Source organism: Mycobacterium noviomagense (genome assembly GCF_010731635.1).
Lineage (GTDB): Bacteria > Actinomycetota > Actinomycetes > Mycobacteriales > Mycobacteriaceae > Mycobacterium > Mycobacterium noviomagense.
Window position 1 is genome coordinate 4,449,885 of the sequence record NZ_AP022583.1, and the last position, 25,308, is coordinate 4,475,192.

Consider the following 25,308-nt stretch of genomic DNA (forward strand, 5'->3'; position numbering starts at 1 on the left):
ATACCATTAGACTACCATTATTTTGGTACAAGTATCCGGCTCAGCCACCTCCTCATGCGAAGGTCACGCCGTCCTAGGCCGGACAGTCCCTATCGGCGGGGATTCCCCGGCCTTGTTGCACTCATTTAGACCGTTGGTCTAAAGTCTAGACCGGTGGTCTAAGACGGACGGCCTCCGTCGCCCTTCGAAAAGGAGTGGTATGCATGCGCACACCCGTCACCACGATCGATCGCGCGGAACGCACTCGGGCATTTGCCCGGGTGCTCGGGCCGTTCATCGCCGTGGTTCCTGCGATCGTCGCGATCAGGGCGGGCAGCATCGGCAATCAGCTGTCCAGTTTCTCGACCGACCCGATGTGGCCGTGGGTGCTGGGCGCGCTGTTGTTCTTCAGTGGGCTGTTTGTCGTTGCGTTTCACCAGTATTGGCGAAGTGTTGCCGCGGCGATCATCTCGCTGTTTGGCTGGTTCTTGCTGTTACGGGGTTTCACATTGCTCGCCATGCCGCAGCTGATTGTCAAAGGGGCCGAAACCGCCACCAACACGTCAGGTTCCGCAGTCGCTTTCGTGCGGCTCGGTTTCGGATTACTCGCAGTGTGCGGTTTGTATCTGACATATGTGGGGTGGCTGAAGAAGTCTCCGACTGATTCGAAACCGTCATGCCGCGAATTGTGAAGCCGAAGGATGTCCGGCGGGCCGAAGTGCTCGACGAAGCACTCGCGCTGTTTCTGGAACGCGGTTACGAAAATGTCAGTCTCAATGACCTACTCGCGACAACGGGCACTCCGAAAGGGGCGTTCTACCATTACTTTCCGTCGAAGGAGGCGCTGGTCACTGCGCTTGCTGAACGCAGCGCCGCTGAAGCCTTCGAGGCGCTGCGTCCGGTCTTCGACCAGCCCGGCAAAAGCGCGCTGCAACGCCTCAATGCCGGACTGGCCGCCAGTTACCAGGTCAAGATGGCCATGGGGGCTCCCGAACAGATCGCAGCGATGGCGTCACTGCTGAAGCCGGACAACCAGGCCCTGTTCGTGAGGATTGTGACCATCTGGGAAGACCTGTTCCGACCCATGCTGACAGAAGTCATCACCCAAGGGGTGGATGACGGTGTGTTCGACACGTTCGATCCCGAAGGCGTCGGCGACATGATTCAGGGATTCGCGGCCAGCATGCAAAAACTTGTAGTTCGCGTGCTCGATGCACCCGACGCGAAATCACGACGCAAAGTTATCGATACCTGCGTGAAGCGCCTCAAGCTCCACGGCATCGCGACGGACCGCATCCTCGGTTTACCCGACGGGTCAACCGTAGTGCTCAACCGCAAGCAGGTAGAGGCGATGGTCGCCCGTCTGCATCCCACACACCGTTGAGTCGGTTCGCTCCGAGGACAACTGCGTTTGTGTGCATTCCCGACGTACATAACCAGCGAACGCGGCAGAGTTATTGGGATTGGTAGTCGGCCCCATAGCGTGCACTGACAGCGCTGATGGGTTGACGCCGTCGAGAGGAATCGACGATGAACCGAATTTCGCGGTTCGCAATCACCGTGGTGATGTCGGGCGGTCTGAGCCTGCCCAGCTTGAGCCTCTCGGCTGGGACCGCTCAAGCCACGGGGCCCAGCTATCAGGGCGGCAACTGCCCGGGCGGGATGACATGCACTCACTGGTGCCCGGGCGACCCTCCCATACCGGGTAGCCAAGCGATTACCTGGGACTGGAACGTCTGCCACGACTGGTACTGGACCTCGGAGGGCGTCATCGACATCGACTCCAACACCGTCTACCCGTGGCATGGCAGTCCACATCAGGCTCCCCCGCCGCCCCCGCCTCCCCCTCCCTATACACCTCCGCCGCCGCAGCCACTGCCGCCGGATTGCCCACCCTGGTCCCCCATCTTGGCCCCGTCGCGGTGCGGCGGCCTTTGATTACAGGCCGTGCAGCTGCTTGAGCCGTGCGACGAGGCGCTCGATGTCTGGCTCGGGTCGTGGGCTCGGTTGTGTGCCCGGCGGGTCGACTGGCGGTTCGCCGAGCAGCAGGCGAGCGATATTGCTGGCTCCGTATCGCAGCGCGTCCATGTCGTAGCCGCCCTCGAGCACAAAGACGACCTTGTCCGCGCATAACGATTGCGCCATGCGGACGACTTCCGCGGCCAGGTGCGAATAGCCGGGCAATGTGAGGCGCATCCCCGCCAACGGATCTGCCCAGTACGCGTCGAACCCCACCGATACGAGGATCAACTCAGGGTCGAACCGCTCGGCGGCCGGCCAGACGATCGTGTCGAAAACCGTTGCGTAGGTAGCGTCGCCGCTTCCGGCGGGCAACGGAATATTGACCGTGTAGCCCTCGCCGGAGCCCGTCCCGACGTCACTCGCCGCACCGGTGCCGGGATAAAACGGATACTGGTGAGTCGAAATGTAGAGCACCGATGGATCGTCGTAGAACATGGCTTCGGTGCCATTGCCGTGGTGAACGTCGTAGTCGACGATCAAGATGCGCTCAATCCCGTAACGCGTCTGGGCGTGGCGCGCGGCAATCGCGACGTTTCCGAGCAGGCAGAAACCCATGGCGCGATCGGGCATCGCATGATGCCCCGGCGGGCGAACGGCAGCCAGCCCATTGCCCGCGGTTCCGCTGAGCACCGCGTCGGTCGCAGCAATGACTCCACCGGCCGACAACCGGGCGATGGTGAGGGCGTCCGGTCCCGCGTAAGTGTCAGGGTCCAGATGGATGGTGCGCGGCGTGTCGTTGATGCGTTGCAGCAAGGCGAGATAGTCGTCCGTGTGCACCGCGAGCACGGCCTCGGTGTCGAGAGGTTGGACTTCGAGCGGCTGCATCCGCGCGGCCATGCCGCTCTCGTCCAAACCGCGCCACACCGCGCGGATGCGGTCCGCACACTCCGGATGTCCCGGCAAATCGTGTTCGGTGTACCGGGGATGGGTTGCGTAAACCGTAGTCATTCCTTCAACTCCTGCGCATACAGTGCCTCAGCCGCTTCCATCGTCAGCCATGTTGGACACGGCCGCGTGGAAGACAGCCCACCACATCTCAGCAGCCCAGCTGCTCGGCGAGGTCGAGGAAGTCGGTCGCGTTGATGTCGAACCGTTCGTCGTAGTCGACGTCGACCGCACCGTTCGGCCCCAACTCCAGCGGGCGGATGACGAAGGCCGTCTGGAATCCCAACGCGGCCGCCGCCCGAATGTCGTATTTGTGGCTGGCCACCATCATGATCTCGCCGGGTGGCAGCGCGAGATACTGCGCAGCCATGTGGTAAATAGCCGGCTCCGGTTTGAACACGCCCGCCATTTCGGCGCAGAACACCGCATCCCACGGCAGCCCAGCACGTTTGGAGATGTTCACCACCGCCGACACATCGGCGTTGGACAGGGTGGCCAGCGTGTACTTCTTCTGCAGTCTCGTGAGGCCAGGCACCACATCCGGCCACGGCGCGAGCCGCTGCCACGCGAAGGTCAATTCTTCTTGCTCGGCGCCGGAGAGATCGGTGAGGCCATATTGGTCCAGCAACGATCGCAGAGCCGCCCGGTACATCGAGTGTACGGAAACCCATTTTTCGCGACTCGGTCTCGCCGAATCCACTGCGTTGAAATATGCTGCGCGCCAGGCATTGACAAATGCAGCCCAATCTACGCCCGGATGCCGGCCCGCACTGATGCGCTGGGCCTCGCAGCACAGCGTTGAATGAAAGTCTGTCGCGCTGCCCTGCACATCGAAGAGCAGCGCCTTAAGGGCACGTCGCCCTCCGTGCGTCATAGCAGCTAAAGTACCTTTGCGTGCGAAGACCAGACGGACGCTAGCGAACCACGCTATGGGAAACGTGATCGATTGGTCCGATTTTCAACGGGTGGAATTGCGCGTGGGCACCATCGTCGAGGCAATGCCCCACCCTCGCGCGAAGAAGCCCGCGTATGTGCTCACCATCGACTTGGGACCGTTGGGGACGAAGACTTCCAGCGCTCAAATCACCGACTACTACGATGCGCAGAAACTCCTTGGCCGCCAAGTGCTTTGCGTCTATAACTTCGCTCCAAAGAGCGTGGCCGGAATCACCTCGGAGGTGCTCGTGACCGGTGTGTACGACGAGGACGGCAAGGTAGTACTGGCCGGATTCGACCGTCCAGTGCCCAACGGATCGCGATTGGCCTGACCCGCCGATCAAAGCGAACCCGGCAGGTCGTCCGGTGCTGCTGAAAGTCCCTGTTCTGCAGTGCAATCTACGACGGATACGCGGTGAGGATACCGTCGCCGGTGCCACTAACGCGTGTCCTGAACGGCCGACCGATCCGATCCAGGGTCCGCTGCAGCCACTCGACATCCTCGTGCGGAACACGCTCGAGCCGCATTCTTCGCATCCGCATCGGCAGCATCCGCAAGGTGACGCAGCAGCCGTCGGCCGAGGCAAAGTACAACAGGCGCAAGTTCGGCCGGAATTCCTCGTATCCCGCGATGCCCTCGTAGTCGTCCACCGCGTCGCCGCAGCCGTACAGGATCAGTTTGTCGGCGTAGAGCTCAATCGGTCGTGGATGGTGGGATGAATGCCCATGCACGATGTCGACACCGGCGTTGATCAACCGGTGCGCGAAACGGACTTGGTGGATGTCGACGTCGTAACCCCAGTTCGAACCCCAGTGCACGGAGACAATTGCGATATCGCCGGGTTGCTTCGCCGCCAGCACCCGATCGGCGAGCACGTCAGCGCTGCGATCGGAGTGGTCGGCCACGAAAGCAACCCCCGGCCGGCCCTGGGTTGCCGCCCAGGAAGGCGCGATGCCGCTGGACGCCATACCGCAGGCGCCGATGACGACCCGCTTTCCGTCGCCGCAGGGCACGACGGCGGGACGCTCAGCTTGTTGGGCGGTCAGTCCAGCGCCTACCGCACGGATTTCGGCGTGGCCCAGCACATCCAGCGTGTCGACCAGTCCACCAGGACCGAAATCCAGGATGTGGTTGTTGGCGAGGGCACAGGCGTCGGGCCGGACCGCTGTCAAGCAACCGATGTTGTCGGGGTGCATCCGGTAGTGCACGGCTTTGCCGGGCGCGAACTGGCCGTCGGCGGTAACGCTGGTCTCCAGGTTGACTAACCGGACGTCGGGCGAGAAGTCGTCAATGAGCGACAGCGCCTCTCCCCACGGCCATGTCACGTCGGTCGGTACAGGAATTGGCCCGTTGAGGCGCTCGGCGAGTGTCACGTAGGTGCGGGCATCGGTGACCGACGGCTCGCGAAGTTCGGCGCTTCCCGGATGCGGAAGTATTTGGTCAATCCCGCGACCGGTCATCACGTCGCCGCAGAGAAAGACCGTTACGCCGGTGTCAGGGCTCGCTGTCACTGAGTGAAATTGTGCGCGCCGTTTGTCAGCGGGAATGGCGATTTACCGCGTATCCCGACCCTCTGGCCCGTGCAGGAATCGACGCCGCAGTGTCTCCAGGAGACGGTGAGCTTCGTCGATACGCGCCCGAAGCTGGACGAGCTCCTCGGGAGGCCAATCGTCCGAGGCGCGCCGCTGGCGGTGCTTCAGACCCCGGTCGAGCATGGATCTCGCCGCCTGCTCCAGCTGGGAGAGCTCGGAGCGCAGCATGCCCTCGAAAATCCGGGCCTGAGCCAACTCCGCAGCGTCGTGCGATTGCGCCGCTCCGCCGCCGACCGCACGGGCCGACCCGCGAGCGGGTTCATCGCGGCGGGACACAGCCAGTGGCCCGGTATCCGCGAACTGCGTCATAAGACCACCCCGCCACGACGATGTCTTGCCCTTCGCGCCGGAAGGCGCCGTCCATCATCTTGGTTGCCCACGCGGCGTGGATCAAACCGGGGACGTCTGTATGTGACGCTCGCTACGGTAGCGGGGTTGACGGCTGCTCGTGTCACCAAAGCAGATCAGCGTGGAGCGCGGTCGCGCGAGCTGCTGCTCGACGCCGCAGAGCAGCTGATGGCGGAAAAGGGGTATGCCGCCACTCCGGTATCGGCGATCTGTAAAGCCGCCGGAGTGCCTGTGACGTCGTTGTATTGGCACTTCGGCAGCAAGGACGGACTGCTCGCGACAGTGATGGAACGCGGAGCCGAGCGCTGGTTCGCGTCGCTGCCGCGCGGGGACGACCGGGAGACACCGCAAGCCGACGCCGAGGCCTTGCAGGTGCAGGGCGCCGACGCGGTCGCGGCCAACCCGAACTTCTTGCGGTTGTTAGACATCCTGGCCATCGAGGGCCGAAACGACGAATTAGCCGCGACGCTCGTGCACCGGGTGCGCGGCCATGCACAGGTCTACTTTCGAGCCGCGATCGAGCGTCTGCTGACGTCACTGTGCGACACCGTCACGGCGCGCGTGGCCGCGGACGACCTGGCCCGGTTCGCCGTGGCATTTTCCGACGGATGCTTTTTTGCGCTGCAACTCGAGCTCGAAACCACTGACCTACGGCAGATGTACGCCGACCTGACCACCGCCATCCGAGCGCTGGCTCCGGCTGCCATCGGCCGCGCCAGAAACGGTGCCGAACCGCCCCAGGATTCGCCATGATCGCCGGGCGAGCATCGTGAAGCCTGACCGCTGTGTCGTCATCACCGGCGGCACCGGAAGCCTCGGATACCGCACCGCCAAACTGCTCGCCCAACAGGACTGGTCGGTGGTGATCACGGCCGCAATCCGGCGTCGACCGCGGACGCGGCCCGCAGCCTGGCCCAGCAGACATCAGGTCAGGTAATCGGCCTCCCACTGGATTTGACCTCGTTGGCCGATGTGCGCCGATTCGTCGCTGATTTGGCCGAGCGCGAACTGCCGCCACTGCGGGCGAGTCTGCAACGCCGGCATCCAGATCGTCTCCGGCATGAGCTTCACCCCCCGACGGGATGGAAACCACGTTCGTCGTCAACCACCTCGCTCACTTCCTGCTCGTCCAGCTGTTGCTCCCAGTGATGAGCACACCGGGGCGCATCGTCATCGTTTCCAGCGACAGGTCCCACGCGGATCACGGTCAACGCATTCGACCCCGGGCTCATGCCCGGGACCGGGCTTGCGCGTGACTATTCCGGGATCCAGGCATTCGCGTGGCGCTACCTGCTCCCCGCACTGACGGTGGTGCCCGGTGTCAATGTCCATACTCCGGGCAAGTCCGCTGAAGCCTTGGCTCGGCTGGTCACCGACCCGGAGCTGAAAACCACGTCGGGCCAATACTTTTCGGGGTTCCGCAGTACACATTCGTCGGCCGATTCCTATGACCGCGCTAAAGCGGCTGACCTGTGGCGCACCAGCATCGAGTTGACCGGTTTTAGGTCTGCCGACAGCGGTGCGGCTAAGGCATAGCACCGCAAGCCAGTATCAAAGTCCGGGGCTGTTCGGGAACCGATCTCGCAGCCGCTGCAGAAGATGATGGACGTCCTCGATGCGCGCCCGCAGCTCGCTGAGCGTTTCGGGGGGCCGACGGTCGGAGAAACTGTCCGCGCCGCAACCGGAATTGAGGACTGCCACCAGTTGCTGAAGTTGGGCGATTTCCACTTGCAGGATGGTCTCGAAGAGCCGCGCCTGGGCCGCGTCTGCAGGATTCACCTGAGGGGGCACGCCGTTGTTGGCTGAGAACATGCGACGTGCCGGCGCGGATCTAGCCAGCGACGGATGTTCTCGCATTCGGACGGTCACACGATCGTGCGGTGGTCTGTCCATTACCTGTCGGGATGGTGCCAAAGTGGCCGACTTCAGTGGTTGCGTCATGGGACACCTCCCGACTTGCCGATGCGCTTTGCAAGTATCGAGAGAGTATCCGCGCTCTGAACCAGACGGGACCTGCCGGAAGAGTTGTTAACCTGATGGCCATCCCTGTTAGGTCTTGTTCACCAATGTGACGCTTTTGCCGCCTGGCCTGAACGCACATGCTCTATGTGATCCGGCAGCCGTCTGTATCGAAGAAGTGCAGGTGGCCCGGTTGCGGATGCAGCCGCACTCGGCTGCCCCGCTGAGGCGGGTTGTGCCCGTCGGCGCGGGCGATCACAGATTGTCCCGCCGTGGTGTCGGCTCCGGTGATGCGGCCGTACAGGTACGCGTCGGCGCCAAGTTCCTCGACAACGTCGACCTCCATTTCGACACCGACGCCGCCCAACTCGAAGTGCTCCGGGCGGACGCCGACGACAATCTCACCAGCGGCCTCGCTGACCTGCCGCGGCACCGGAATACGCCAGTCCCCCAAGGAGACTGCATGCTCGACGATCGGCACTTCGAACAGGTTCATCGCCGGTGAGCCGATGAATCCCGCGACGAACACGTTTGCTGGGTTGCGGTAGAGCTCGCGAGGCGCCGCGCACTGCTGCAACACACCGTCGCGCAAGACCGCGACGCGGTCCCCCATCGTCATGGCCTCGACCTGGTCATGGGTGACGTAGATGGTGGTGGTGCCCAGCCGCCGTTGCAACCCGGCGATCTGACTGCGCGTCTGGACCCGCAACTTGGCGTCGAGGTTGGACAGCGGCTCGTCCATCAAGAACACCTGCGGGCGGCGCACGATGGCACGCCCCATAGCCACGCGCTGGCGCTGCCCGCCGGAAAGCTCTTTCGGCTTGCGGTTCAGATAGGGCTCTAAGTCCAGGAGCCGCGCTGCATCCAGCACTCGGTCGCGGATCTCGGTCTTGGGCATGCGTGCCACCTTTAACGCGAAGCCCATGTTTTGTGCGACGGTCATGTGCGGGTACAGCGCATAGTTTTGGAAGACCATCGCGACATCGCGGTCTTTGGGTTCGAGGTCGGTCACGTCGCGCGCGCCGATTTTGATGTTGCCGGAATCCACCGGTTCCAAGCCGGCAACCATCCGCAGTGACGTGGTTTTGCCGCATCCAGAGGGTCCGACCAGGACGACGAATTCACCGTCATCGACGGCGAGGTCCAATCGGTTGACGGCGGGCCGCGTGGTCGCCGGATAGCGCCGTGTCGCTTGTTCGAAAGTCACTGAAGCCATTACAGATAACCGCTTTCCAAACTGTCCGGGTCAGCCACCGAGCCCGCTCACGGCGATACCGCGGATGAAGGACCGTTGCGCGACGGCGTAGACAATCACCAGCGGCAACAGAATCATCATCGATGCCGCCATCAGCACCGGCCATCGAGCCACGTACTCCCCCTGCATGCGCACCAAACCGAGGGTGAGAGTGGCGATGCTGTTGCGCTGGATCATCACCAGCGGCCATAGGAAGTCGTTCCAGACATTAACCCAGGTGAGCACCGCGAGCACCATCAGCGCAGGTTTGGTGTGCGGCAACAGGATTCGCCAGTAGATCTGCCAGGGCGTGCATCCGTCGAGAATCGCGGCTTCCTCGAGTTCCACCGGCAGGGTGCGGAAGAACTGCCGCATGAGGTAGGTGCCGAACGCGCTACCGAACAATCCCGGCACGATCATCGCCCACGGCGTATCGGTCCACCCAAAAATCCGCATGAGGATGAACTGCGGGATCACCGTCACCGTCAGCGGCACCATCAACGTGCCCAAATACAAAACGAACAGGACATCGCGGCCCCGAAACCTCAGCCGAGCAAAGGCATAACCGGCGAGCGAGCAGAAGAACACGTGGCCCGCTGTGACACATCCGGCGTACAGCACCGTGTTGAAGAACATGCGCCAGAGCGGCATCAGGCTGAACACCTCGCTGTAGTTGGACCACCGGGGGTGCGACGGCAACAGCTTCGGCATGGTGACCTCACCCTCGTTCTTCAACGACCCGGACAACGCCCACAGAATCGGGAACAGCGCGCACCACGCGATCCCGATCAGCGCAACATAGAGGGCCACCCCGCGCAGCAGGCTGCGTTTGACCAACCGCTCAGCCGAAACCACGGTCCACCTCCAAAGAGCTTCGCCGCGCAAATCGCAACTGCAGCATGGTCAAAACTAGGAGAATCGCGAAGATCACCCATGCCAGCGCCGATGCGTAGCCGAACTCCAAGAACCCGAACGCGTGCTGGAACAGCATGATGCCGAATACATAGGTTCCGGTCTCCGGACCGCCGTTGCGTCCGGTGAGCACGTAAACCAGGTCGAACGCCTGAAACGCGTGGATGATCGAGATCACGACGACAAACGACACCGCGCCGCGGATCAACGGCACCGTGATCGAGATGAACTGTCGTACCTCGCCAGCACCATCGATTCTGGCCGCCTCGTAAACCGTGTCCGGGACACCCTGCATGGCTGCCAGCAGCACAACCGTGGCGAAAGGCACGCTCTTCCAGACACTGACCAAGCACAGCGAGACCATCGCCCACTTGGGATCAACCAGCCACGGGACGGGGCCTACGCCGATCCAGCCGAGCATGATGTTGAGCAGTCCGTTGTCGGTGTTGAAGACGAACTGCCACACGACGGCGATCACCACCGAAGACACCGCCAGCGGCAGAAAGGCGGCTGTGCGGAAAAGCCCGATTCCCTTAGCTTTTCGGTTCAGCACTGCGGCGACGACCAGGCTGATGAGCACTGTCGGGGCCACCGTGCCGACGGTGAAGACGACCGTGTTGGTCAGCGCGATGAGAAACAGGGGGTCGGAGCTGAACAGATCGCGGAAGTTGGACAGCCCGACGAACCTCGGCGGGGTGAACACATCCCATTTCTGAAAGCTCATGTACAGCGAGAAACCAAGCGGGAAGAGCATGAACACCGCAACTGCAGCCAAATTAGGTGCAACGAACATCCGTCCGGCCCGGGCTCGTCGCCGAGCTGCGGTGCGGCGGCCTGTCGATACAGTCAGCGCCGGGGCGGCGGGTTCCTCGGTCGCTGTCATGGCTGGCGTAGCACCTCCTCAACAGCGCCGCTCAACCCGGCCAACGATGTCGCCGGCCGCACGCCGCGCAGGACCGGTCCGAAGTTGCGGTCGATGAGCGCGTTGACTTTCTCCCACGCAGGGCTGATCGGCAGGCCTTGGGAGTGCGCGGGTCCGCCGGTGAGCACGGCGATATTGCGAATCCTGCTGTGCGCCTGAGCGAAGCCGGTGGAGTTGATCGCCGACCGCAGTACCGGCACGAAAAGCCGCGACTCGCCGATCAATGCCTGCCCGATCGGGCCTGTCGCGAATTTCACGAATTCCCATGCTTGGTCCTTGCGAGGACTGCTTGCCGCGATGGCCAGGCCGGTGGTACCGATATTCGAGTGGGCACCGTGGCCTTTGGGCCCGGTTGGCAAGACGGTGACATCGAAGTCCAGCCCTTCGGCCCGGTCGAACGTCTGGTAGCGCCAATGTCCGCCCAGCGCCATCGCCGCCTTGCCAACCGAGAAGAGGTCCATTGTGGACATTGACTGTTGCTCGGTCGTAGTCGGCGCCACCTTGTGTCTGGTCGCGAGGTCGGCGTAGAACTGGACGCCTTCGATGAACGCTTCGTTGTCGAGGTTGAGGCGGGTGGGGTTCGTCCGCGGGGTGCACCACGGTACGCCGTTGTTCATGGCGAAGAGCCCAGCCGAGTACGCCGGTGCCCACGTGTCGACGAATCCCCACTGGCTGACCCGTCCCGAACCGTGTTGCCTGGTGAGAGCTCTTGCGGTGTCCAAGAATTCGGCGAAGCTCCACGGCTGCTCCCAGCTGCGCGGTGGCGTCTTGACGTTCGCGTCGGCGAAAAGCTGCCTGTTGTAGAACAAGTAGTTCCCGGACCACTGCTCGGGGAAGGCATACTGGCCGCCGTCGAAGGTGAAGGTGTCATACAACGACGCGATGCTGTCGGTCCTCAGCTGCGCGGCAAACGCTTTGTCCTGCGCCAGCAGGGTATTGAGGTCCAGCAGTACGCCGCGGGCCGCGAGAACCGCGTAGCTCATTTCCCAGGCCATCAGCACATCCGGGCACTTGCCGCCGGCGCAAAACGTCGACATCTGCTGCACCGCGCCGGGGCCGGATAGCAGCATTCGGAACTTGATACCGGGATGCCGGCGCGCAAACGCGTCGACGACCCGTAGCCGGGCGTCGGCTTCTTCCGGATTGGCCGCGAAGAAGAATGTCAGTGCTCCGTCGTCGGCGCTACACCCTTGCGGCCACGGGGCCAGTGACGCCGCGCCCAGTGCGGCGGCCCCCCGCAACAGCGTCCGCCGCCCGAACCTGTCAGCGGCCATGGCGCACCGATGTTGGCACGGTGTCGTTGGTAGCCGACGTAACTGTGGTATTGCTGAGTGCGCCAGCGGGAACTGCCAGTGCGGCGCTGCGAAGGCGTTCGGGATCGCCCACGATGTCGATGGCGTGGATGCGGCGATCGTCGCCGATATCGATGCGCAACAAGGCCTGCAGTTGTGCCCGCGGTGCGATCGCAATGCCGGGAACCCCGTCGACGAGCAGCACCACACCGGCTTTGGCGCGCTGGGTGAACCGCCGGGTTTCCTCGGCTACTTGCTGGGCGCCGCGGACTTCGGTGGGAACGTCGTCGGCCACCAGGATGCGGTCGACCCGGCGAACGACGTCCGGAGCCAACAGTTGCAGCAGTGTGGGGATGTCGCCGCCGCGGGAGGCCGCCAAAAACGCTTCGACGATCTCGATGTGCTCGCTTGTCCGCCGGGGTTTGGCGGATGGTCTGGCGTGCAGGCGCTGACGGGCTCGGCTCGCCAGCTTCTTGGCCGCTGTCGGCGACCGGTCCAACATCTCTGCGATCGCCTCGAATGACACGCCGAAGACGTCGTGCAGCACGAAGGCGGCGCGTTGTGCCGGGGACAGCCTGTCCAGGACCACTAGGAGTGCCCGGCTCACGGCGTCGGTCAAGAGCACGTCTTCGTCAGCCGGCGCCGCGGTGGATGCGATGCGCTCCCATTCGCCGCTGTCGGCCAGCGGTAGCTCGGCTCGTCGTTTGCGGGCCCGCAGTTGGTCGAGGGCCTCGCGCGCGGTGATGGTGGTGAACCAGCCGGTGAGGTTGTCGACAGCGTGGTAATCGGCGTTGCTGACCTTCAGCCATGCCGATTGCACCGCGTCGTCGGCGTCGGCGGTCGAGCCGAGCAGGTGGAACGCAACCGACCGCAGGTGTCGTCGATCAGCGTCGAAGCGGTACGCGACATCGTCAATGGCGCTCATGGGTCACCTTTTCTACGCGGCAGCCGTCATGGAGGTGAGCACATCCACCAAACGCGCCGTTGTAGAGGAGACCACCATGAGCCTATACATCGCCGTCACGGTGCTCACCGCGATCGTCACCGCGGTGGTCGCCGTGGCCGACTACATCCCGGCCAAGTTCGTGCTCGCCAACTCGGCCAGGGTCGGGGTGCCGCAGTCGTGGTTGCCCATGTTGGGAACGCTCAAGCTCGCCGGAGCGCTCGGTCTGGTGGCCGGGCTGCTGGGTCTACGCCTCATCGGTGTCGCGGCCGCCGTCGGGCTGATGCTGTTCTTCATCGGCGCCGTCGTCGCGCACGTCCGGGTGCGCGTGCTGTCCAACATCGCCTTCCCCGGTGGCTATCTGCTCTTGTCGGCCGCGTCGCTGGTTTTGGCGACCGCCCATTGAGCAGGGTCATCAGCCGCTGTGGGCTACCGCCACGCCAGCGTCGCGCATCTCGTCGATGGCCGCTGAGGTCGACTCCGGCGCTACGCCCGCCGTAAGGTCTTCCAGCACCCGGGTCGACAAACCGGCGCGGGCGGCGTCTTCGGCGGTCGAGCGCACGCAGTGGTCAGTGGCGAGGCCCACGATGTCGACCTGGTCGACGTGGTGTCGGCGTAACCAGTCGAGCAGCGACGTATCGGACTCGTCGGCGCCTTCGAAGCCGCTGTAGCCGGCGGAGTAGGCGCCTTTGCGGAAAACCGCCTCGACGCGGCTGGTATCGAGATCGGGATGGAAGTCGGCGCCGCGGCTGCCGGCCACGCAGTGCGGGGGCCACGACGAGAAGTAGTCGGGATGGTCGGAGAAGTGGTCACCGGGATCGATGTGGAAGTCCTTGGTGGCGACCACATGGTCGTAGCCCGGCTCGGTGGTCAGGTAGTCGGTGATGGCGCGGGCGACGGCCGCGCCGCCGGGCACCGGGAGCGAGCCGCCCTCGCAGAAGTCGTTTTGTACGTCGACGATGATCAACGCCCGCACAACCTCTACCGTATCCCCGCTTAACGCGAGGTCAGCTCAGGCAGCGGGGCGCCGGCGACGGCCAGGCCGAGTATCGAGCGACCAGAAATGCGCACAGGTCGGGCATTGCAGGTGAAGCACCGCGGCGTGGTTGCCGATCAGGTACTGCCAGTGGCTGGGGCAGTTGCGACTGCTTCGGCACTCGGCGCAGCCGGCGCCGTGGTCGCAGTTCGGGCACGCCAACCAGGCCCGTCGACTTCTGTCGGCCTGCGGGTCAATCGGCAGCACGGTCGACCGCCCGCTCCGGCAGCACCCCGGCCCGGACCAGCTCGTCATAGTGGCGCTGCTGCTCGGCGTCGAGGTTGCAGTAGAGCATCGCGTAGGCCTTTTCCTCATCGACCAGCGCGCGGACCGGATCCCAGTCGTCGCCGATCGCGTCGAGCACCGCGGTGCGCCGCCTGACCTCGTCCAATGTGAGGTCGTAGGCGAACTCGAAATCAGTTGGGTCAGTCGGCATGAGCCTGCTCCCAGCTTGTCGGTACAGCGAGAGGTAAGGCTCTCCTAAAATAGATGGGCTATGCAATGATGCAGCTCACACGTCGGCGTTGATTTGCGTCACATCGGGGCGGCACCGCGGGACCGCACGCCCCAGCGGTCAGCGCCGGAAGCGCCGGTCAGTAGCATCAGGACGGTTTGACGCCTTGCGAGGTGCGTTGCATCGCGTAGGCCGTCAAACTATAGTCCAGACACGTGTCCAGACAGCTCGCTGACGTCTCGATCAGTTGACGGAAGCGGGCAACCGCCACAACAGAACGGGCATGAGCATGCGGATCGCTTTGCTGTCCTACCGCAGCAAGACACACTGTGGCGGACAGGGCGTATACGTCCGCTATCTCAGCCGCGGCCTCGTCGAACTCGGCCACCACGTCGAGGTGTTCTCCGGTCAGCCCTACCCTGAGGTGCTCGATCCGCGGGTGGTGCTTCGGCAGGTGCCCAGCCTGGACATGTACCGCGAACCCGATCCGTTCCGCATTCCGCATCCCCGCGAGATCCGCGACCGAATCGATCTGCTGGAGTTGGCGACCGTTTGGACGGCTGGTTTTCCGGAGCCGCGCACCTTCAGCCTGCGCGCCGCGCGACTGCTCGCCGAGCGGCGACACGACTTCGACGTCGTCCACGACAACCAGAGCTTGGGCTTTGGGCTGCTCGACATTTCGGCCATGGGCTTGCCGGTGGTGGCGACCGTGCACCATCCGATCACCCGTGACCGGCTGCTGGACCTTGCCGCCGCCCGGTGGTGGCGTAAACCGTTGGTGCACCGCTGGTATGGCTTCTTGAAAATGCAGCAGCAGGTGGCGCGCAGCATCCCGGATCTGCTCACCGTGTCGTCGTCGTCGGCCGCCGACATCACCACGGACTTCGGCGTACATCCCGACCAGCTCTGCGTCGTGCCGCTGGGCGTAGACACCGACGTATTCGCCCCCGCTGCCCAGCGTCGCGTTCCCGGCCGCATCATCGCGGTCGCCAGCGCCGACACCCCGCTCAAGGGGGTCGGGCATCTGTTACACGCAGTGGCCAAGCTGCGGGCCGAACACGACCTGGAGGTTCAACTCGTCGCCAAGTTGGAGCCCAACGGGCCCACCGAGAAGCTGATCGCCGAGCTGGGCATCTCCGATATCGTGCACACGTCCAGCGGGCTCTCCGACGCTGAGCTGGCCCGGTTGCTGGCATCGGCCGAAATAGCTTGCATTCCTTCGCTTTACGAAGGCTTCTCGCTTCCCGCCGTGGAAGCGATGGCGAGTGGCACACCGATCGTGGCCAGCCGCGCCGGGGCGTTGCCGGAGGTGCTCGGCGCCGACGGGCATTGCGCCCGGCTCGTACGGCCGGGCGACACCGGCGACCTGATACGGGTGCTGGGCGCTCTGCTGGCCTCGCCCGAGGAGCGGAAGCGACTGGGCGCGGCCGGTCGCCAGCGGGCGCTCGAGGTGTACAGCTGGGAGTCAGTGGCAGCGCAGACCGTTCACGTCTATGAGCGCGCGATCGCCAGAAACTCCCAGCGCCACAGTGCTGTCGACGCGGTGGGCGAACCGTGCTGACGGTGGACTTCAACCGGCTCGGCATCGGTCCCGGAACAAAGGTCATCGACGTCGGTTGCGGCGCAGGCAGGCATAGCTTCGAGGCGTATCGACTGGGCGCCGACGTGATCGCCTTCGACCAGGACGGCGCCGAACTCGACAATGTCAACACGGTTTTGCGCGCCATGACCGAGAATGGCGAGGCCCCGGCGTCCGCCAAGGCGGAGACCGTCGTCGGTGACGCCTTGGCATTGCCCTACCCTGACGGGACTTTCGACTGCGTCATCGCATCGGAGATCCTCGAACACGTGCCGGCCGACGACAACGCGATCAACGAATTGATACGCGTGCTCAAGGTGGGCGGCACTTTGGCGGTGACCGTGCCGCGGTGGTTGCCGGAACGAGTGTGCTGGTTCTTGTCCGACGAATACCACAACAACGAGGGCGGCCACGTACGGATCTATCGGGCTAGCAAGCTGCGCGCCAAGATCACCCGCAGCGGAATGGAATTCGTGGATGCGCACTATGCGCACGGCCTGCATACGCCGTTCTGGTGGATCAAATGCCTTGTGGGGGTGGCTCGACCGGATCACCCTGCGGTGTCCGCGTATCACAAGATGCTGGTGTGGGACATCACGCGGCAGCCCCGTATCACCAGGATAGCCGAATCAGTGCTCAACCCGCTGGTGGGCAAGAGCATTGCGCTGTACTTCGAAAAACCGGTGCACGCCGTTGAACTGGTATGACGTGCCGGGCGTGCCAGGCGTCCTTACTCCAGAACAGTGTCGGCAGACCGCGGAATCCATTGCCGCTGTGCAGGAGCCATCCGGCGCGATCCCGTGGTCGGAAAACGGCCACACCGATCCCTGGGATCATGTCGAATGCGCGATGGCGCTCAGCGCCGCGGGTCTCATCGGGCCCGCACGCCGAGCATTCGACTGGTGCCGTCACCAACAGCGGTCTGACGGCTCGTGGCCGATTCAATTGCGCGCCGGTGTCGTCGAAGACGCCAACAGCGACAGCAACTTCTGCGCCTATATCGCGGTGGGTGTCTGGCATCACGTGTTGATCACCGGTGATCGCGGCTTCGCCGCCGCGATGTGGCCGACGGTGAGCGCGGCGATCGACTTTGTGCTCGAGTTACAGCTCGAGAGCGGCGAAATCTGCTGGGCACGTGGCCCTTCCGGTCCGGTCACCGAGGCGCTGCTGACCGGCTGCGCCAGCGTGTTCCACAGCATCCGCTGTGCACTGGCTTTGGCGAATTACCTCGACCTACCGCAACCCGAATGGGAAGTCGCACTGGGCCGGCTGGGCCATGCCATCACCGCGCATCCCTCGGCGTTCACCGAAAAGCCGCACCATTCCATGGATTGGTATTACCCGATTCTCGGTGGTGCATTACGCGGCCCCGCCGCAGACGCCCGAATCGCCGAGCGGTGGGCCGACTTCGTGGTCGACGGACTCGGTATCCGTTGTGTCGACGACCGGCCGTGGGTTACGGGTGCAGAGACGTGCGAGTTGGTGTTGACGCTCGACGCGGTCGGCAGCCGCCGCGCTGCGCTGCAGCAGTTCGCGGCCATGCAGCACTTGCGCGAAAGCGACGGCTCCTACTGGACCGGGTTGGTGTTCAGCGACGGCAAGCGCTGGCCGGTCGAACGAACCACGTGGACCGGGGCGGCGGTGATCTTGGCTGCCGACGCGTTGTCGTCGACCACACCGGGAAGCGGCATCTTCCGCGGCACCGATCTGCCGCGCGGGCTCGAGGGCGATTTCGACTGCGAGTGCGTCAGCAGCTCGACGGATTGGTGACTGCGGTACCGGCTGCTCCTGCTGTGCGTTCGAGCACCCGCAGTGACCCGGTTGCCGACACTTCCTTGAACTCGCCGCTTTGCACTGCGCGGCAATAGATCTGGTAGGGCGCCTGCCCGCCGTCGCGCGGGTCGGGGAACACGTCGTGGATGAGCAGCGCGCCGCCGACCATCACCCACGGCGCCCAGCCGTCGAAGTCCTGATGCGCAGCGGCCTCGCTGTGCCCGCCGTCGATGAACAGCAGCTGCAGCGGAGTTCGCCACCCGCGGGCCGCCACCGCCGACTTGCCCACCACCGCCACGACGGTGTCGTCCAAGCCGGCCTGGTCGAGTGTGCGCCGAAAGGTGAGCAACGTATCGAAGCGGCCAGTGACGTCGTCGACCAAAGAGGCGTCGTGATATTCCCAGCCCGGCTGGTGCTCTTCAGATCCGTGGTGGTGGTCGATTGTGTAGAGCACGCTGTCCGCGGCAGCCGCCGCCGCGCCCAGTAACAGCGTCGACTTGCCGCAGTAGGTGCCGATCTCGACGCCGATGCCATGGTCGAAGTAGCGCAGGGCGGCGTCGTGCAGCGCCCGGCCTTCGTCAGTCGGCATGAAGCCGGCGACCCGGTCAGCCAGGTCGAACAACCGCGCGGTCTGTTCGTCGGGCTTGGACAAAGAACTCACTCGTCGAACCTACTATCGGCGGCACGGTCTGTATTGCTGCCCATATTACGGTGTAGTAGTGTCCAGACACGTGTCCGACCCGGTAGCTCGGGAGTCGACCAGGCGCCGACTGACCGCCAAGCAAGCCGACACCGTTGAGCGGCTGGGCCGGGCAGCGATCGAGGTGCTAAGCCGGGAAGGCTTCTCCGGCTTGACAATTCGTCGGGTGGCTGCCGTGGCCGGAGTGGGCTCGGCCACCGCTTACACCTATTTCTCGTCCAAGGAGCACCTGGTTGCCGAGGTTTTCTGGCGGCGGTTGGCCGCGACGTCTGCTCCGCGCAGCGAGTCCCCGGAACCCGTTGCACGGGTGATTGCCGTATTGCGACACATCGCGCTGCTGGTCGCCGACGAACCCGAGCTGGCGGGCGCGGTGACCAATGCGTTGCTGGGCAGCGATCCCGAGGTCAAGCAGCTGCGGCTGCGCATCGGTCGCGAAATTCACCAGCGCCTGGTGACCGCGCTGGGACCCGAGTGTCATGCCGACGTCGTCGAAACGCTGGAATTGATGTACGCGGGCGCACTGGTGCGCGCCGGCATGGGATACGCCTCCTACACACAGATCGCCGACCGGTTGGAGAAATCAGCCCGACTGGTATTGGAGTGAAGCCGTCTAACAGCGTGCTAGCTGGCATGATGCACGGGTGGACGTCGACCATCCCGAGCGTGACCAAGGCTGGGATTACGCCGCGCGCAAGGAGACCGAAACCGAACGACTAGACCGCAATTGGAACAGCCTCCTGCAGGAGCTGCGGGTCGTGCAGACCGGCGTCCAGTTGCTCACCGGCTTTCTTCTGACATTGCCGTTCCAGCAGCCGTTCCACGCGCTGAGCTGGGCCGTGCGAGCGGTGTATCTCGCGACGGTGGTCTGCTCGGTAGCCGCGACCGTGCTGCTGGTCGCCCCGGTCGCGATGCACCGATTGCTGTTTCGCCGGCATCGGTTGAAATCACTGGTGTCGACCGCACACCGATTCGCCTACACCGGTTTGCTGCTGTTGGGTTGCGCGCTGACCGGCGTGACGGTGGTGATCTTCGATGCGGTCGCAGGCCATGTCGCTGCCATCGTTGCCGGGGCTTGCGCGCTGATCGCACTGGGCAGTTTGTGGGTGGTGCTTCCGCTGTGGATGCGCACCGGCAGCGACAACGTGCAGGTCTACTGAGGCGATACACCCGGCGGTTTGCATGCGGCCCGGCGAGGGAACACAGCGGCCATGTTGATCCGCAGAATTGCTCGACCGCTGTTGTCAGCGGTCTTCATCGGCCAAGGTGTAGAGACGTTGCGAAACCCGAGCGCAGCCGCGGATGCCGCGCGACCCGCAGCGGCGGGTTTGCGCAAGCTACCGGATCCAGTGGGCACCAGAGTGCCGTCCGACGACGAGACGTTCGCCCGGGTGAATGCGGCCGTCCAGGTCGGCGGCGGCGTGCTGCTGGCGACCGGCAAGCTGCCCCGCGTTGCCTCGGCTGTCCTGGCCTGCACGGTCATTCCGGGCAGCCTTGGGGCACATATGTTTTGGAGCGAGCCAGATCCGCAGCGCAAAGCCGAGAAGCGGCGCGACTTCCTGACCGACCTGAGCCTGCTCGGTGGCCTGATCATCGCATCAGCCGATACGGCCGGAAAGCCGTCCTTGGGATGGCGGGGCCGGCAGGCGGCGGGCCGGATTTCTGAGGCGGTGAGCGGGGCATTGCCGATCGCGAGCTCCAACGGACCGTTGCTGGACACCGATGTTCTGGGCGAAAAAATCGGCCACGGTCTTCAGGTGAGCGCCGAGCGCGGTCGCGAGCTGGCCAGCACGGCGGCAGAGAAGGGGGCACCGCTGCTGGAGGCCGCACGCAAACGCGGCGAGGAACTGGCCGAAAGCGAGCGGATTCGCGAACTCGCCGAGACCGCTCGCCACCGTGGGCGCAGGCTGGCGAAAACCGCTCGCCACCGCGGTAGCGAGTTTGCCGAAGTCGCTCGCGAGCGCGGCAGCGAACTCGCCGAAACCGCCCGTGAGCGGGGAGCCGAACTCGCCGAAACCGTTCGCCAGCGCGCACCCGAACTCGCCGAAACCGTTCGCCAGCGCGCACCTGAACTGGCCGAAACTGCCCGCGAGCGCGGCGGCGAATTCGCCGAAACCGCCCGGGAAAGAGGCGAGGAACTGGCCAGCACCGCACGCAAACGAGCCAAGGCCGCTCGTAAGCGCTAACCAGACGCGCTAGCCGGGCCATCCTCGATCGGTGCACGCTGCATCGGTACCTGCCGACCAGACCACGCGTACAACGCCCACGACACTACGACAAGGGCGAACGCCGCAAGCTGTACCGCGCCGGCCCAACTCGCCGGGTACAACACACCGGTCATGTAGCGGGCGATGAACCCTTTCGATGGCAACGGCGGCATTCCGGCGCTATGCCGGGCCCAGCGTTCCAGCCCGGTCAGCGGACAGCCGACGTGGCCCACCACGCTGGCGGTTCCCCATAACACCGCCGCGATATGCAGCCACAGCGTGCGACGCCAGCGCAGCGCAAGGAACCCACCGACGACCACGTAGCAGATGAACGCACAGTGCATGATCACCGTCAGCACTACCAGGAGCTGGTACATCGTTGCGCTGCCTCCCACGCGGGATACCTCGATGCTAGCCATCGCCCGAGATCGGCGTCATCCGCTGCGCCGCTGCGCAACCCCCGCCAGAAACGTCTCGACGATGGCGTCGACATCCTGATCGACGTCGACGACCACACCACGCTCGTCGGGCTCGAGCGGTTCGAGCGTGTCGAACTGAGACTGCAACAGTGTGGCGGGCATGAAATGCCCTGTGCGACCGGCCTGGCGATGACCGATTAGCTCAAAAGATCCGCTCAGGTGCAAGAATTCGATGTCGGCACAGTGCCGGCGCAGTTGGTCGCGGTACTTGCGCTTGAGCGCCGAACAGCTCATCACGCCGCCGTCGCGGTGAGCGGCCAGCCACTCCCCGACTGCTTCCAGCCAGGGGAAGCGGTCGTCGTCGTTCAGCGGTTCACCGGCCGCCATTTTGGCGATGTTGGCGTGCGGGTGAAAAGCATCGGCATCAGCGAACGGCACCCCGAGCCGTCGAGCCAGTGCGGCGCCCACTGTGGACTTGCCTGAGCCGGTTACGCCCATCACGACGATCGGCCTCGATGCGCCTGCCTTTCCCGGCGTTTTCTGGTCTCGACGCTTCGGTGAGGTCAGGTCGGGCTCGTGTGCCATGCGTTGCGGTTCCATTCGAGCCAGCCAACCCCGCTGCGGCCATCGGCTGTGGTGACGGTGGCCCAGACGCGTGGAAACTGGCTCACTCGGCCATCGGCCGCCACCAGTCGTAAGGGGGCATGGCCGCGCACATCGGCGGACACCACGATATCACCGGGACAGACAGTCACGGTGGCGGCAGCCGGTAACCCGTTGGCGTCGAACGTCTCTCGACTGTCGACCGTCTGCAGCTCGGTAAGGGCACCGTCTTTTGGCTGAAGGTAGCCGACACTGAGTTTGGGAGCGCCCGGAATCCGGATGTCTACGCCGTGCAAATGGGTGCCGTCGTCCAAATGCACTGCGCTCCATTGCCAATCCATGCTCCACCAGTCGCGGACACCCCATGAGTGGTCACGCTGGCCGGGCACCGCGTCAAGGGTGTAGGTGGTTTCGTCTACGGTGACGCGACCGGACACCATGCAGGGAATTTCGTAGCGCGTGGCCAGCCGGTACCGGTACGGCGTGCCGTCCGTTGCCCACGTCAACTCCATCGCCACGTCGACCGGGCGGCCGGGTTCTCCGCGCAGCAGAGCGGCCGGGTCGGTGTAGGACTGACCCTGAGCTTGCACGACGACGCGGTAGGTCTGCAGCGGCTCGACAGCAGCGTGGCTGAATTCGATTGTGCCGGTTCGCAGATTCCACGGATCGTCCGGTAGTGCAACGTGGAAGTCGGAGACGGCGACGGTGGGGATGCCGGGGCCGCACAACAGTGCGTGCGCCCACGCGTTGCGCTGGTTGGGTATCAGCCCGATCCGCAACCAACCGCCGAAACCCTCGGCAGCGTCGGCGAAATCGGCGTACCAGCTTTCACTCCACAGCGGTTCGTCGGTCGCGGTGTGCGCCGACTCGTCGTCGTGCGCCGGCAGCAGCGGCGCCAGCGGCGCCGAGCTCAGGATCGCGAGCGCGTCAGTGTCCAGCACGTGCTCGCAATGCCGTTGCAGCATGGTCAGGAACAGCGTGTCGCCCCGCTCGGTGCGTTCCACCAGCATCGACGACACGATTGCCATCATCACGCCGAAAAAGCTTTGTCGGCGCACACCCTCGTATACCTCAGCCAATGTGAGCGGGGCGTTGCCGCCGAGCGCCTTGTGGTAGGCGCGCAGCAGCGCGTCATAGTGCTCGCGACGATCCGCGACCGGCAGCGCACAGCCGAGGAAGTACGCCAGGTCGGTCAGTGCCGGCCCCCAGGTGACCGTCTGCCAATCCACCACCGTCAAGGCCCGATCGGAACCGGCCTCACCGAACAGCAAGTTGTCCAGTCGGTAGTCGCCGTGGACCAGGCCGTGGATGCGCTCGTCACCTGATTCGTCGGCAAGGTACGCGTCGAATCCGTCGACGAGGCGGTCGCACACCAGGCGGTGCTGCGCCGCTATCTGCTCACCGTAGCGGTCGAGGAAGCCGGCATAGAGCTGGCTGATCAGCGCCTGGTTGATGGGCGCCTCGCGGTTGAGCCACGACATGTCGGCAAGGCCGGTGTCGCCGAGCAGTTGGCCCTGCAGGTGGGCAAGTTCGGTGACGGCGAGCCGGGCTTGCTCCACTGTGGCGCCGCGGATTTCGTCGCCGACGACCGCGGGGCTGGCATCGCCGAGCAAAACATCGAAAGTTTTGGTCGAGGCGTCGAAGGCAGCGTGATAGCACGGCGCGACCGGCCCGCGCAGGCGCGGCGCAATGTCGCGGTAGAAGCGCGCTTCCCGCTCGTAGAGTCCCAGGCTCAGGCCGGTCTGGCGGCTCACCGGATCGGTCGCGGCGACCTTCAGCACTACCGCCTTCGGCCCGTGCGCGGCGTCGCCGGCATAGGTCAGCGCAATGCGGTAGCACTCGCTCATCTGACCCGTGCCGATGCGCTCGACGGTGAAATCGGTGACGGGTGCTTGCAGCACGCCCGTCAGCCAGTCGGCGGTGAGGTCGCTTGGTCTTTCGACCGGCTGGGCGGTTCGGGCGGCCGGGTTTTCACTGGGCAAGCGAGAAGCCCTCCCACGCCATGCGGCGCTCGGGATGCGGGTCGAATTCGACGCGTGACTTGCGGTCGAACACCATCACCGCCCGGTCCGGCTCGGTGTAGGCGGGCCAGCCATCGCCCGGTATCCCGGTGCGGCTGAAGGCAAGCCAGCGGCGCTGTACCTCGCTGGTGACACGGAGTGCGGCCCACCGGTCGACACCGGCAGTCAGCACCGCGCCCAATTTGCCGCGGTAGACACCGAAGACCGCGAGCAGCTCGGTGGCATGGGTGGCTCCCAGCCCCGACCAGTGCAGTGGTCGGGGCGCGAAGTCGTATCGGTACAGATAGGCAGGCGCATGCTTGCCGTGCGCCTCGGCGATCTGCCAGGCGGCCGAGCTAAAGGCGAAGTCGCCGCCAAGGCGCACACACGCGGAGCGAGCGGGATAGCCCGGATACGCGGACGTAATGCGTTCCCGCGCAGCCGGATCGGTGTCGGCCAGCAGCGCCTCGACCATCGGTTCGGTGGTCGGCAGCAGCGGCAGGAAGCGGGTGAAAAGCCGGCCCTCGTCGGCATTGGTGCCCACGATCAGCGGCACTCGGTGCGCCTTGCCGCGGCGCATGGCCTCGATCGGCTCCAGCGGCAGACAGTCGTCGCCGAACACCGGACCGATGGGAAACGCGCCCAGCCGCTGTTCCATGCCCTGGTCGATCAAGCGGTTCTGAGCCACCACCAGCTCGGCCGGCGACGCCTGCATCAGCGCGTGCGCGGCGTCTTGACTGCGCGCACCCAGCAGTGCCGCGAACCGGGTGGCAAACTGGGCCGCCACCTCACGCGAGCGCACCATCCCACTGGCCGGGCTTTCTGAAATGGCATGCTGGAAAAGGCCTTTGGCTTCCGGTACCGCCAACAGTGTGGCGACGGCATGTGCACCGGCGCTTTCCCCGAAGATCGTCACGTTGCCGGGGTCGCCGCCGAATGCCGCGATGTTGTCGCGGACCCAGCGCAACGCCAGCACCAGATCGCGCAGAAAGAGGTTGCTGTCGATGGTGATCTCCGGTGTGGACAGCGACGACAGGTCCAGACACCCGAGCGCACCGAGCCGATAGTTGACCGACACGTACACACAACCTCGCCGGGCCAGCCCGACACCGTCGTACAGCGGCGTGGCCGAGCTGCCCAGGATGTAGCCGCCGCCGTGAATGAAAACCATGACAGGCAGCGGCGTGTCGCCGGGTGCTTGTGGCGTCACCACGTTCAGAGTCAGGCAGTCCTCGCCCATCGGCTGGTACTTGCCTAACCCCATGATCGTGTAACGGCGTTGCTGCGGTGCGCAGTTGGTGAATCCATGGCAGTGGCGCACGCCCGACCATGGCTCGACGGGCTGCGGGGCCCGGAAACGCAGCGGCCCGACCGGCGGGCGAGCATAGGGAATGGAGCGCCATCGATTGACGCCGTCGCGGGTGAAGCCTTCGACGATGCCGGCGGCTGTGGCTGCGCGGACGGTGTGTTCGTGCATGATCCGACGGTAGCGAAATAGATCTGCCCACGCGTGGC

Annotated in this window: 31 protein-coding genes; 13 read left to right on the plus strand and 18 right to left on the minus strand. The window is 64.8% G+C overall.

Going from position 1 to position 25,308, the window contains the following annotated elements; translation table 11 throughout:
• Positions 1 to 203: 203 nt before the first annotated feature.
• The 3 genes from G6N15_RS21110 (at position 204) to G6N15_RS21120 (ending at position 1,917) form a co-directional block, all read left to right on the plus strand.
• The gene (locus G6N15_RS21110) at positions 204 to 671 is read left to right on the plus strand and encodes a hypothetical protein (protein ID WP_083086928.1); all 468 of its coding nucleotides are present in this window, start codon (positions 204 to 206) and stop codon (positions 669 to 671) included.
• Positions 656 to 1,363 (plus strand): TetR/AcrR family transcriptional regulator, encoded by a 708-nt coding sequence (locus G6N15_RS21115; RefSeq protein WP_083086927.1) that lies wholly within the window; start codon positions 656 to 658, stop codon positions 1,361 to 1,363. The genes G6N15_RS21110 and G6N15_RS21115 overlap by 16 nt, the downstream gene beginning before the upstream one ends.
• Before the next feature lie 146 nt (positions 1,364 to 1,509).
• Positions 1,510 to 1,917 (plus strand): hypothetical protein, encoded by a 408-nt coding sequence (locus G6N15_RS21120; RefSeq protein WP_163748191.1) that lies wholly within the window; start codon positions 1,510 to 1,512, stop codon positions 1,915 to 1,917.
• Here the strand turns inward: G6N15_RS21120 and G6N15_RS21125 are convergent, their stop codons facing one another.
• Together G6N15_RS21125 and G6N15_RS21130 are read right to left on the minus strand one after the other, a co-directional pair.
• Positions 1,918 to 2,949 carry a histone deacetylase family protein gene (locus G6N15_RS21125; protein ID WP_083087349.1) on the minus strand — a complete coding sequence of 344 codons (1,032 nt, stop codon included), beginning with the start codon at positions 2,947 to 2,949 and terminating at the stop codon, positions 1,918 to 1,920. It abuts the gene before it with no gap.
• A gap of 88 nt (positions 2,950 to 3,037) precedes the next feature.
• A complete protein-coding gene (locus G6N15_RS21130; protein WP_083087350.1) occupies positions 3,038 to 3,760 on the minus strand; it encodes a haloacid dehalogenase type II in 723 nt (240 codons plus the stop codon).
• Positions 3,761 to 3,815: 55 nt separating this feature from the next.
• Between G6N15_RS21130 and G6N15_RS21135 the strand changes: the two genes are divergently transcribed.
• On the plus strand, positions 3,816 to 4,154 hold the full coding sequence (locus G6N15_RS21135) for a tRNA-binding protein (RefSeq protein ID WP_083087351.1): 339 nt from the start codon (positions 3,816 to 3,818) through the stop codon (positions 4,152 to 4,154).
• 67 nt (positions 4,155 to 4,221) lie between these two features.
• Here the strand turns inward: G6N15_RS21135 and G6N15_RS21140 are convergent, their stop codons facing one another.
• Together G6N15_RS21140 and G6N15_RS21145 are read right to left on the minus strand one after the other, a co-directional pair.
• On the minus strand, positions 4,222 to 5,334 hold the full coding sequence (locus G6N15_RS21140; protein ID WP_083087352.1) for a CapA family protein: 1,113 nt from the start codon (positions 5,332 to 5,334) through the stop codon (positions 4,222 to 4,224).
• 42 nt (positions 5,335 to 5,376) lie between these two features.
• Complete coding sequence (locus G6N15_RS21145; protein WP_083087353.1) at positions 5,377 to 5,724, minus strand: hypothetical protein; 348 nt, start codon at positions 5,722 to 5,724, stop codon at positions 5,377 to 5,379.
• A 126-nt stretch (positions 5,725 to 5,850) separates the two neighbouring features.
• Between G6N15_RS21145 and G6N15_RS21150 the strand changes: the two genes are divergently transcribed.
• On the plus strand, positions 5,851 to 6,516 hold the full coding sequence (locus G6N15_RS21150; RefSeq protein ID WP_232070299.1) for a TetR/AcrR family transcriptional regulator: 666 nt from the start codon (positions 5,851 to 5,853) through the stop codon (positions 6,514 to 6,516).
• 171 nt (positions 6,517 to 6,687) lie between these two features.
• On the opposite strand, the gene G6N15_RS23400 is transcribed toward G6N15_RS21150, so the two are convergent.
• Positions 6,688 to 6,825 (minus strand): hypothetical protein, encoded by a 138-nt coding sequence (locus G6N15_RS23400; protein ID WP_232070300.1) that lies wholly within the window; start codon positions 6,823 to 6,825, stop codon positions 6,688 to 6,690.
• A gap of 168 nt (positions 6,826 to 6,993) precedes the next feature.
• On the opposite strand from G6N15_RS23400, the gene G6N15_RS23410 reads away from it, so the two are divergent.
• A complete protein-coding gene (locus tag G6N15_RS23410; protein ID WP_232070301.1) occupies positions 6,994 to 7,299 on the plus strand; it encodes a Rossmann-fold NAD(P)-binding domain-containing protein in 306 nt (101 codons plus the stop codon).
• A gap of 15 nt (positions 7,300 to 7,314) precedes the next feature.
• Here G6N15_RS23410 and G6N15_RS21160 read toward each other — a convergent pair whose 3' ends face one another.
• The 6 genes from G6N15_RS21160 to G6N15_RS21185 all read right to left on the minus strand — a co-directional run bounded on the left by G6N15_RS21160 (position 7,315) and on the right by G6N15_RS21185 (position 13,007).
• Positions 7,315 to 7,575: a hypothetical protein gene (locus G6N15_RS21160; protein ID WP_083087354.1), complete on the minus strand. Its 261-nt coding sequence runs from the start codon at positions 7,573 to 7,575 to the stop codon at positions 7,315 to 7,317.
• A 292-nt stretch (positions 7,576 to 7,867) separates the two neighbouring features.
• The gene (locus G6N15_RS21165) at positions 7,868 to 8,938 is read right to left on the minus strand and encodes an ABC transporter ATP-binding protein (RefSeq protein ID WP_083087355.1); all 1,071 of its coding nucleotides are present in this window, start codon (positions 8,936 to 8,938) and stop codon (positions 7,868 to 7,870) included.
• 30 nt (positions 8,939 to 8,968) lie between these two features.
• Positions 8,969 to 9,811, minus strand: coding sequence for a carbohydrate ABC transporter permease (locus tag G6N15_RS21170; RefSeq protein ID WP_083087356.1), 843 nt, complete (start codon positions 9,809 to 9,811; stop codon positions 8,969 to 8,971).
• Positions 9,798 to 10,661 (minus strand): carbohydrate ABC transporter permease, encoded by an 864-nt coding sequence (locus G6N15_RS21175; protein WP_139797811.1) that lies wholly within the window; start codon positions 10,659 to 10,661, stop codon positions 9,798 to 9,800. Before G6N15_RS21175 ends, G6N15_RS21170 begins: the two co-directional genes overlap by 14 nt.
• Positions 10,662 to 10,747: 86 nt before the next feature.
• Positions 10,748 to 12,064 carry an ABC transporter substrate-binding protein gene (locus tag G6N15_RS21180; protein ID WP_083087358.1) on the minus strand — a complete coding sequence of 439 codons (1,317 nt, stop codon included), beginning with the start codon at positions 12,062 to 12,064 and terminating at the stop codon, positions 10,748 to 10,750.
• Positions 12,054 to 13,007 (minus strand): sigma-70 family RNA polymerase sigma factor, encoded by a 954-nt coding sequence (locus G6N15_RS21185; protein ID WP_139797805.1) that lies wholly within the window; start codon positions 13,005 to 13,007, stop codon positions 12,054 to 12,056. Before G6N15_RS21185 ends, G6N15_RS21180 begins: the two co-directional genes overlap by 11 nt.
• 76 nt (positions 13,008 to 13,083) lie before the next feature.
• Here G6N15_RS21185 and G6N15_RS21190 point away from each other — a divergent pair, with 76 nt between their 5' ends.
• Positions 13,084 to 13,431 (plus strand): DoxX family protein, encoded by a 348-nt coding sequence (locus G6N15_RS21190; RefSeq protein WP_169922505.1) that lies wholly within the window; start codon positions 13,084 to 13,086, stop codon positions 13,429 to 13,431.
• A gap of 9 nt (positions 13,432 to 13,440) precedes the next feature.
• Here the strand turns inward: G6N15_RS21190 and pncA are convergent, their stop codons facing one another.
• A complete protein-coding gene (gene pncA / locus G6N15_RS21195) occupies positions 13,441 to 14,001 on the minus strand; it encodes a pyrazinamidase PncA (protein ID WP_083087360.1) in 561 nt (186 codons plus the stop codon).
• Between the two features lie 253 nt (positions 14,002 to 14,254).
• The gene (locus G6N15_RS21200; protein ID WP_083087362.1) at positions 14,255 to 14,497 is read right to left on the minus strand and encodes a DUF6400 family protein; all 243 of its coding nucleotides are present in this window, start codon (positions 14,495 to 14,497) and stop codon (positions 14,255 to 14,257) included.
• Positions 14,498 to 14,804: 307 nt separating this feature from the next.
• Here G6N15_RS21200 and G6N15_RS21205 point away from each other — a divergent pair, with 307 nt between their 5' ends.
• The 3 genes from G6N15_RS21205 to G6N15_RS21215 are packed head-to-tail and all read left to right on the plus strand — an operon-like array spanning position 14,805 to position 17,864.
• Positions 14,805 to 16,076, plus strand: coding sequence for a glycosyltransferase family 4 protein (locus G6N15_RS21205; RefSeq protein WP_083087414.1), 1,272 nt, complete (start codon positions 14,805 to 14,807; stop codon positions 16,074 to 16,076).
• On the plus strand, positions 16,070 to 16,801 hold the full coding sequence (locus G6N15_RS21210; protein ID WP_083087363.1) for a class I SAM-dependent methyltransferase: 732 nt from the start codon (positions 16,070 to 16,072) through the stop codon (positions 16,799 to 16,801). Before G6N15_RS21205 ends, G6N15_RS21210 begins: the two co-directional genes overlap by 7 nt.
• Positions 16,788 to 17,864, plus strand: coding sequence for a prenyltransferase (locus G6N15_RS21215; protein WP_083087364.1), 1,077 nt, complete (start codon positions 16,788 to 16,790; stop codon positions 17,862 to 17,864). The genes G6N15_RS21210 and G6N15_RS21215 overlap by 14 nt, the downstream gene beginning before the upstream one ends.
• On the opposite strand, the gene G6N15_RS21220 is transcribed toward G6N15_RS21215, so the two are convergent.
• Complete coding sequence (locus G6N15_RS21220; protein WP_139797812.1) at positions 17,842 to 18,456, minus strand: class I SAM-dependent methyltransferase; 615 nt, start codon at positions 18,454 to 18,456, stop codon at positions 17,842 to 17,844. The two genes, G6N15_RS21215 and G6N15_RS21220, sit on opposite strands and share 23 nt — an antisense overlap.
• A 142-nt stretch (positions 18,457 to 18,598) precedes the next feature.
• Here G6N15_RS21220 and G6N15_RS21225 point away from each other — a divergent pair, with 142 nt between their 5' ends.
• From G6N15_RS21225 to G6N15_RS21235, 3 genes are read left to right on the plus strand one after another with little or no spacing between them, the layout of a single operon-like run.
• On the plus strand, positions 18,599 to 19,171 hold the full coding sequence (locus tag G6N15_RS21225; protein ID WP_083087365.1) for a TetR/AcrR family transcriptional regulator: 573 nt from the start codon (positions 18,599 to 18,601) through the stop codon (positions 19,169 to 19,171).
• Between the two features lie 37 nt (positions 19,172 to 19,208).
• On the plus strand, positions 19,209 to 19,724 hold the full coding sequence (locus G6N15_RS21230; RefSeq protein ID WP_083087366.1) for a DUF6328 family protein: 516 nt from the start codon (positions 19,209 to 19,211) through the stop codon (positions 19,722 to 19,724).
• Between the two features lie 51 nt (positions 19,725 to 19,775).
• Positions 19,776 to 20,750 (plus strand): DoxX family membrane protein, encoded by a 975-nt coding sequence (locus tag G6N15_RS21235; protein WP_083087367.1) that lies wholly within the window; start codon positions 19,776 to 19,778, stop codon positions 20,748 to 20,750.
• Here the strand turns inward: G6N15_RS21235 and G6N15_RS21240 are convergent.
• The 4 genes from G6N15_RS21240 to G6N15_RS21255 form a co-directional block, all read right to left on the minus strand.
• A complete protein-coding gene (locus tag G6N15_RS21240) occupies positions 20,747 to 21,148 on the minus strand; it encodes a DUF2784 domain-containing protein (RefSeq protein WP_083087368.1) in 402 nt (133 codons plus the stop codon). The genes G6N15_RS21235 and G6N15_RS21240 overlap by 4 nt on opposite strands.
• Before the next feature lie 57 nt (positions 21,149 to 21,205).
• The gene (locus G6N15_RS21245; RefSeq protein WP_232070499.1) at positions 21,206 to 21,688 is read right to left on the minus strand and encodes a gluconokinase; all 483 of its coding nucleotides are present in this window, start codon (positions 21,686 to 21,688) and stop codon (positions 21,206 to 21,208) included.
• 65 nt (positions 21,689 to 21,753) lie between these two features.
• Entirely contained in the window at positions 21,754 to 23,775 is a 2,022-nt protein-coding gene (locus G6N15_RS21250) for a DUF7064 domain-containing protein (RefSeq protein WP_083087370.1), read from the minus strand.
• The gene (locus tag G6N15_RS21255) at positions 23,765 to 25,270 is read right to left on the minus strand and encodes a carboxylesterase/lipase family protein (RefSeq protein ID WP_083087371.1); all 1,506 of its coding nucleotides are present in this window, start codon (positions 25,268 to 25,270) and stop codon (positions 23,765 to 23,767) included. The genes G6N15_RS21250 and G6N15_RS21255 overlap by 11 nt, the downstream gene beginning before the upstream one ends.
• Positions 25,271 to 25,308 lie beyond the last annotated feature (38 nt).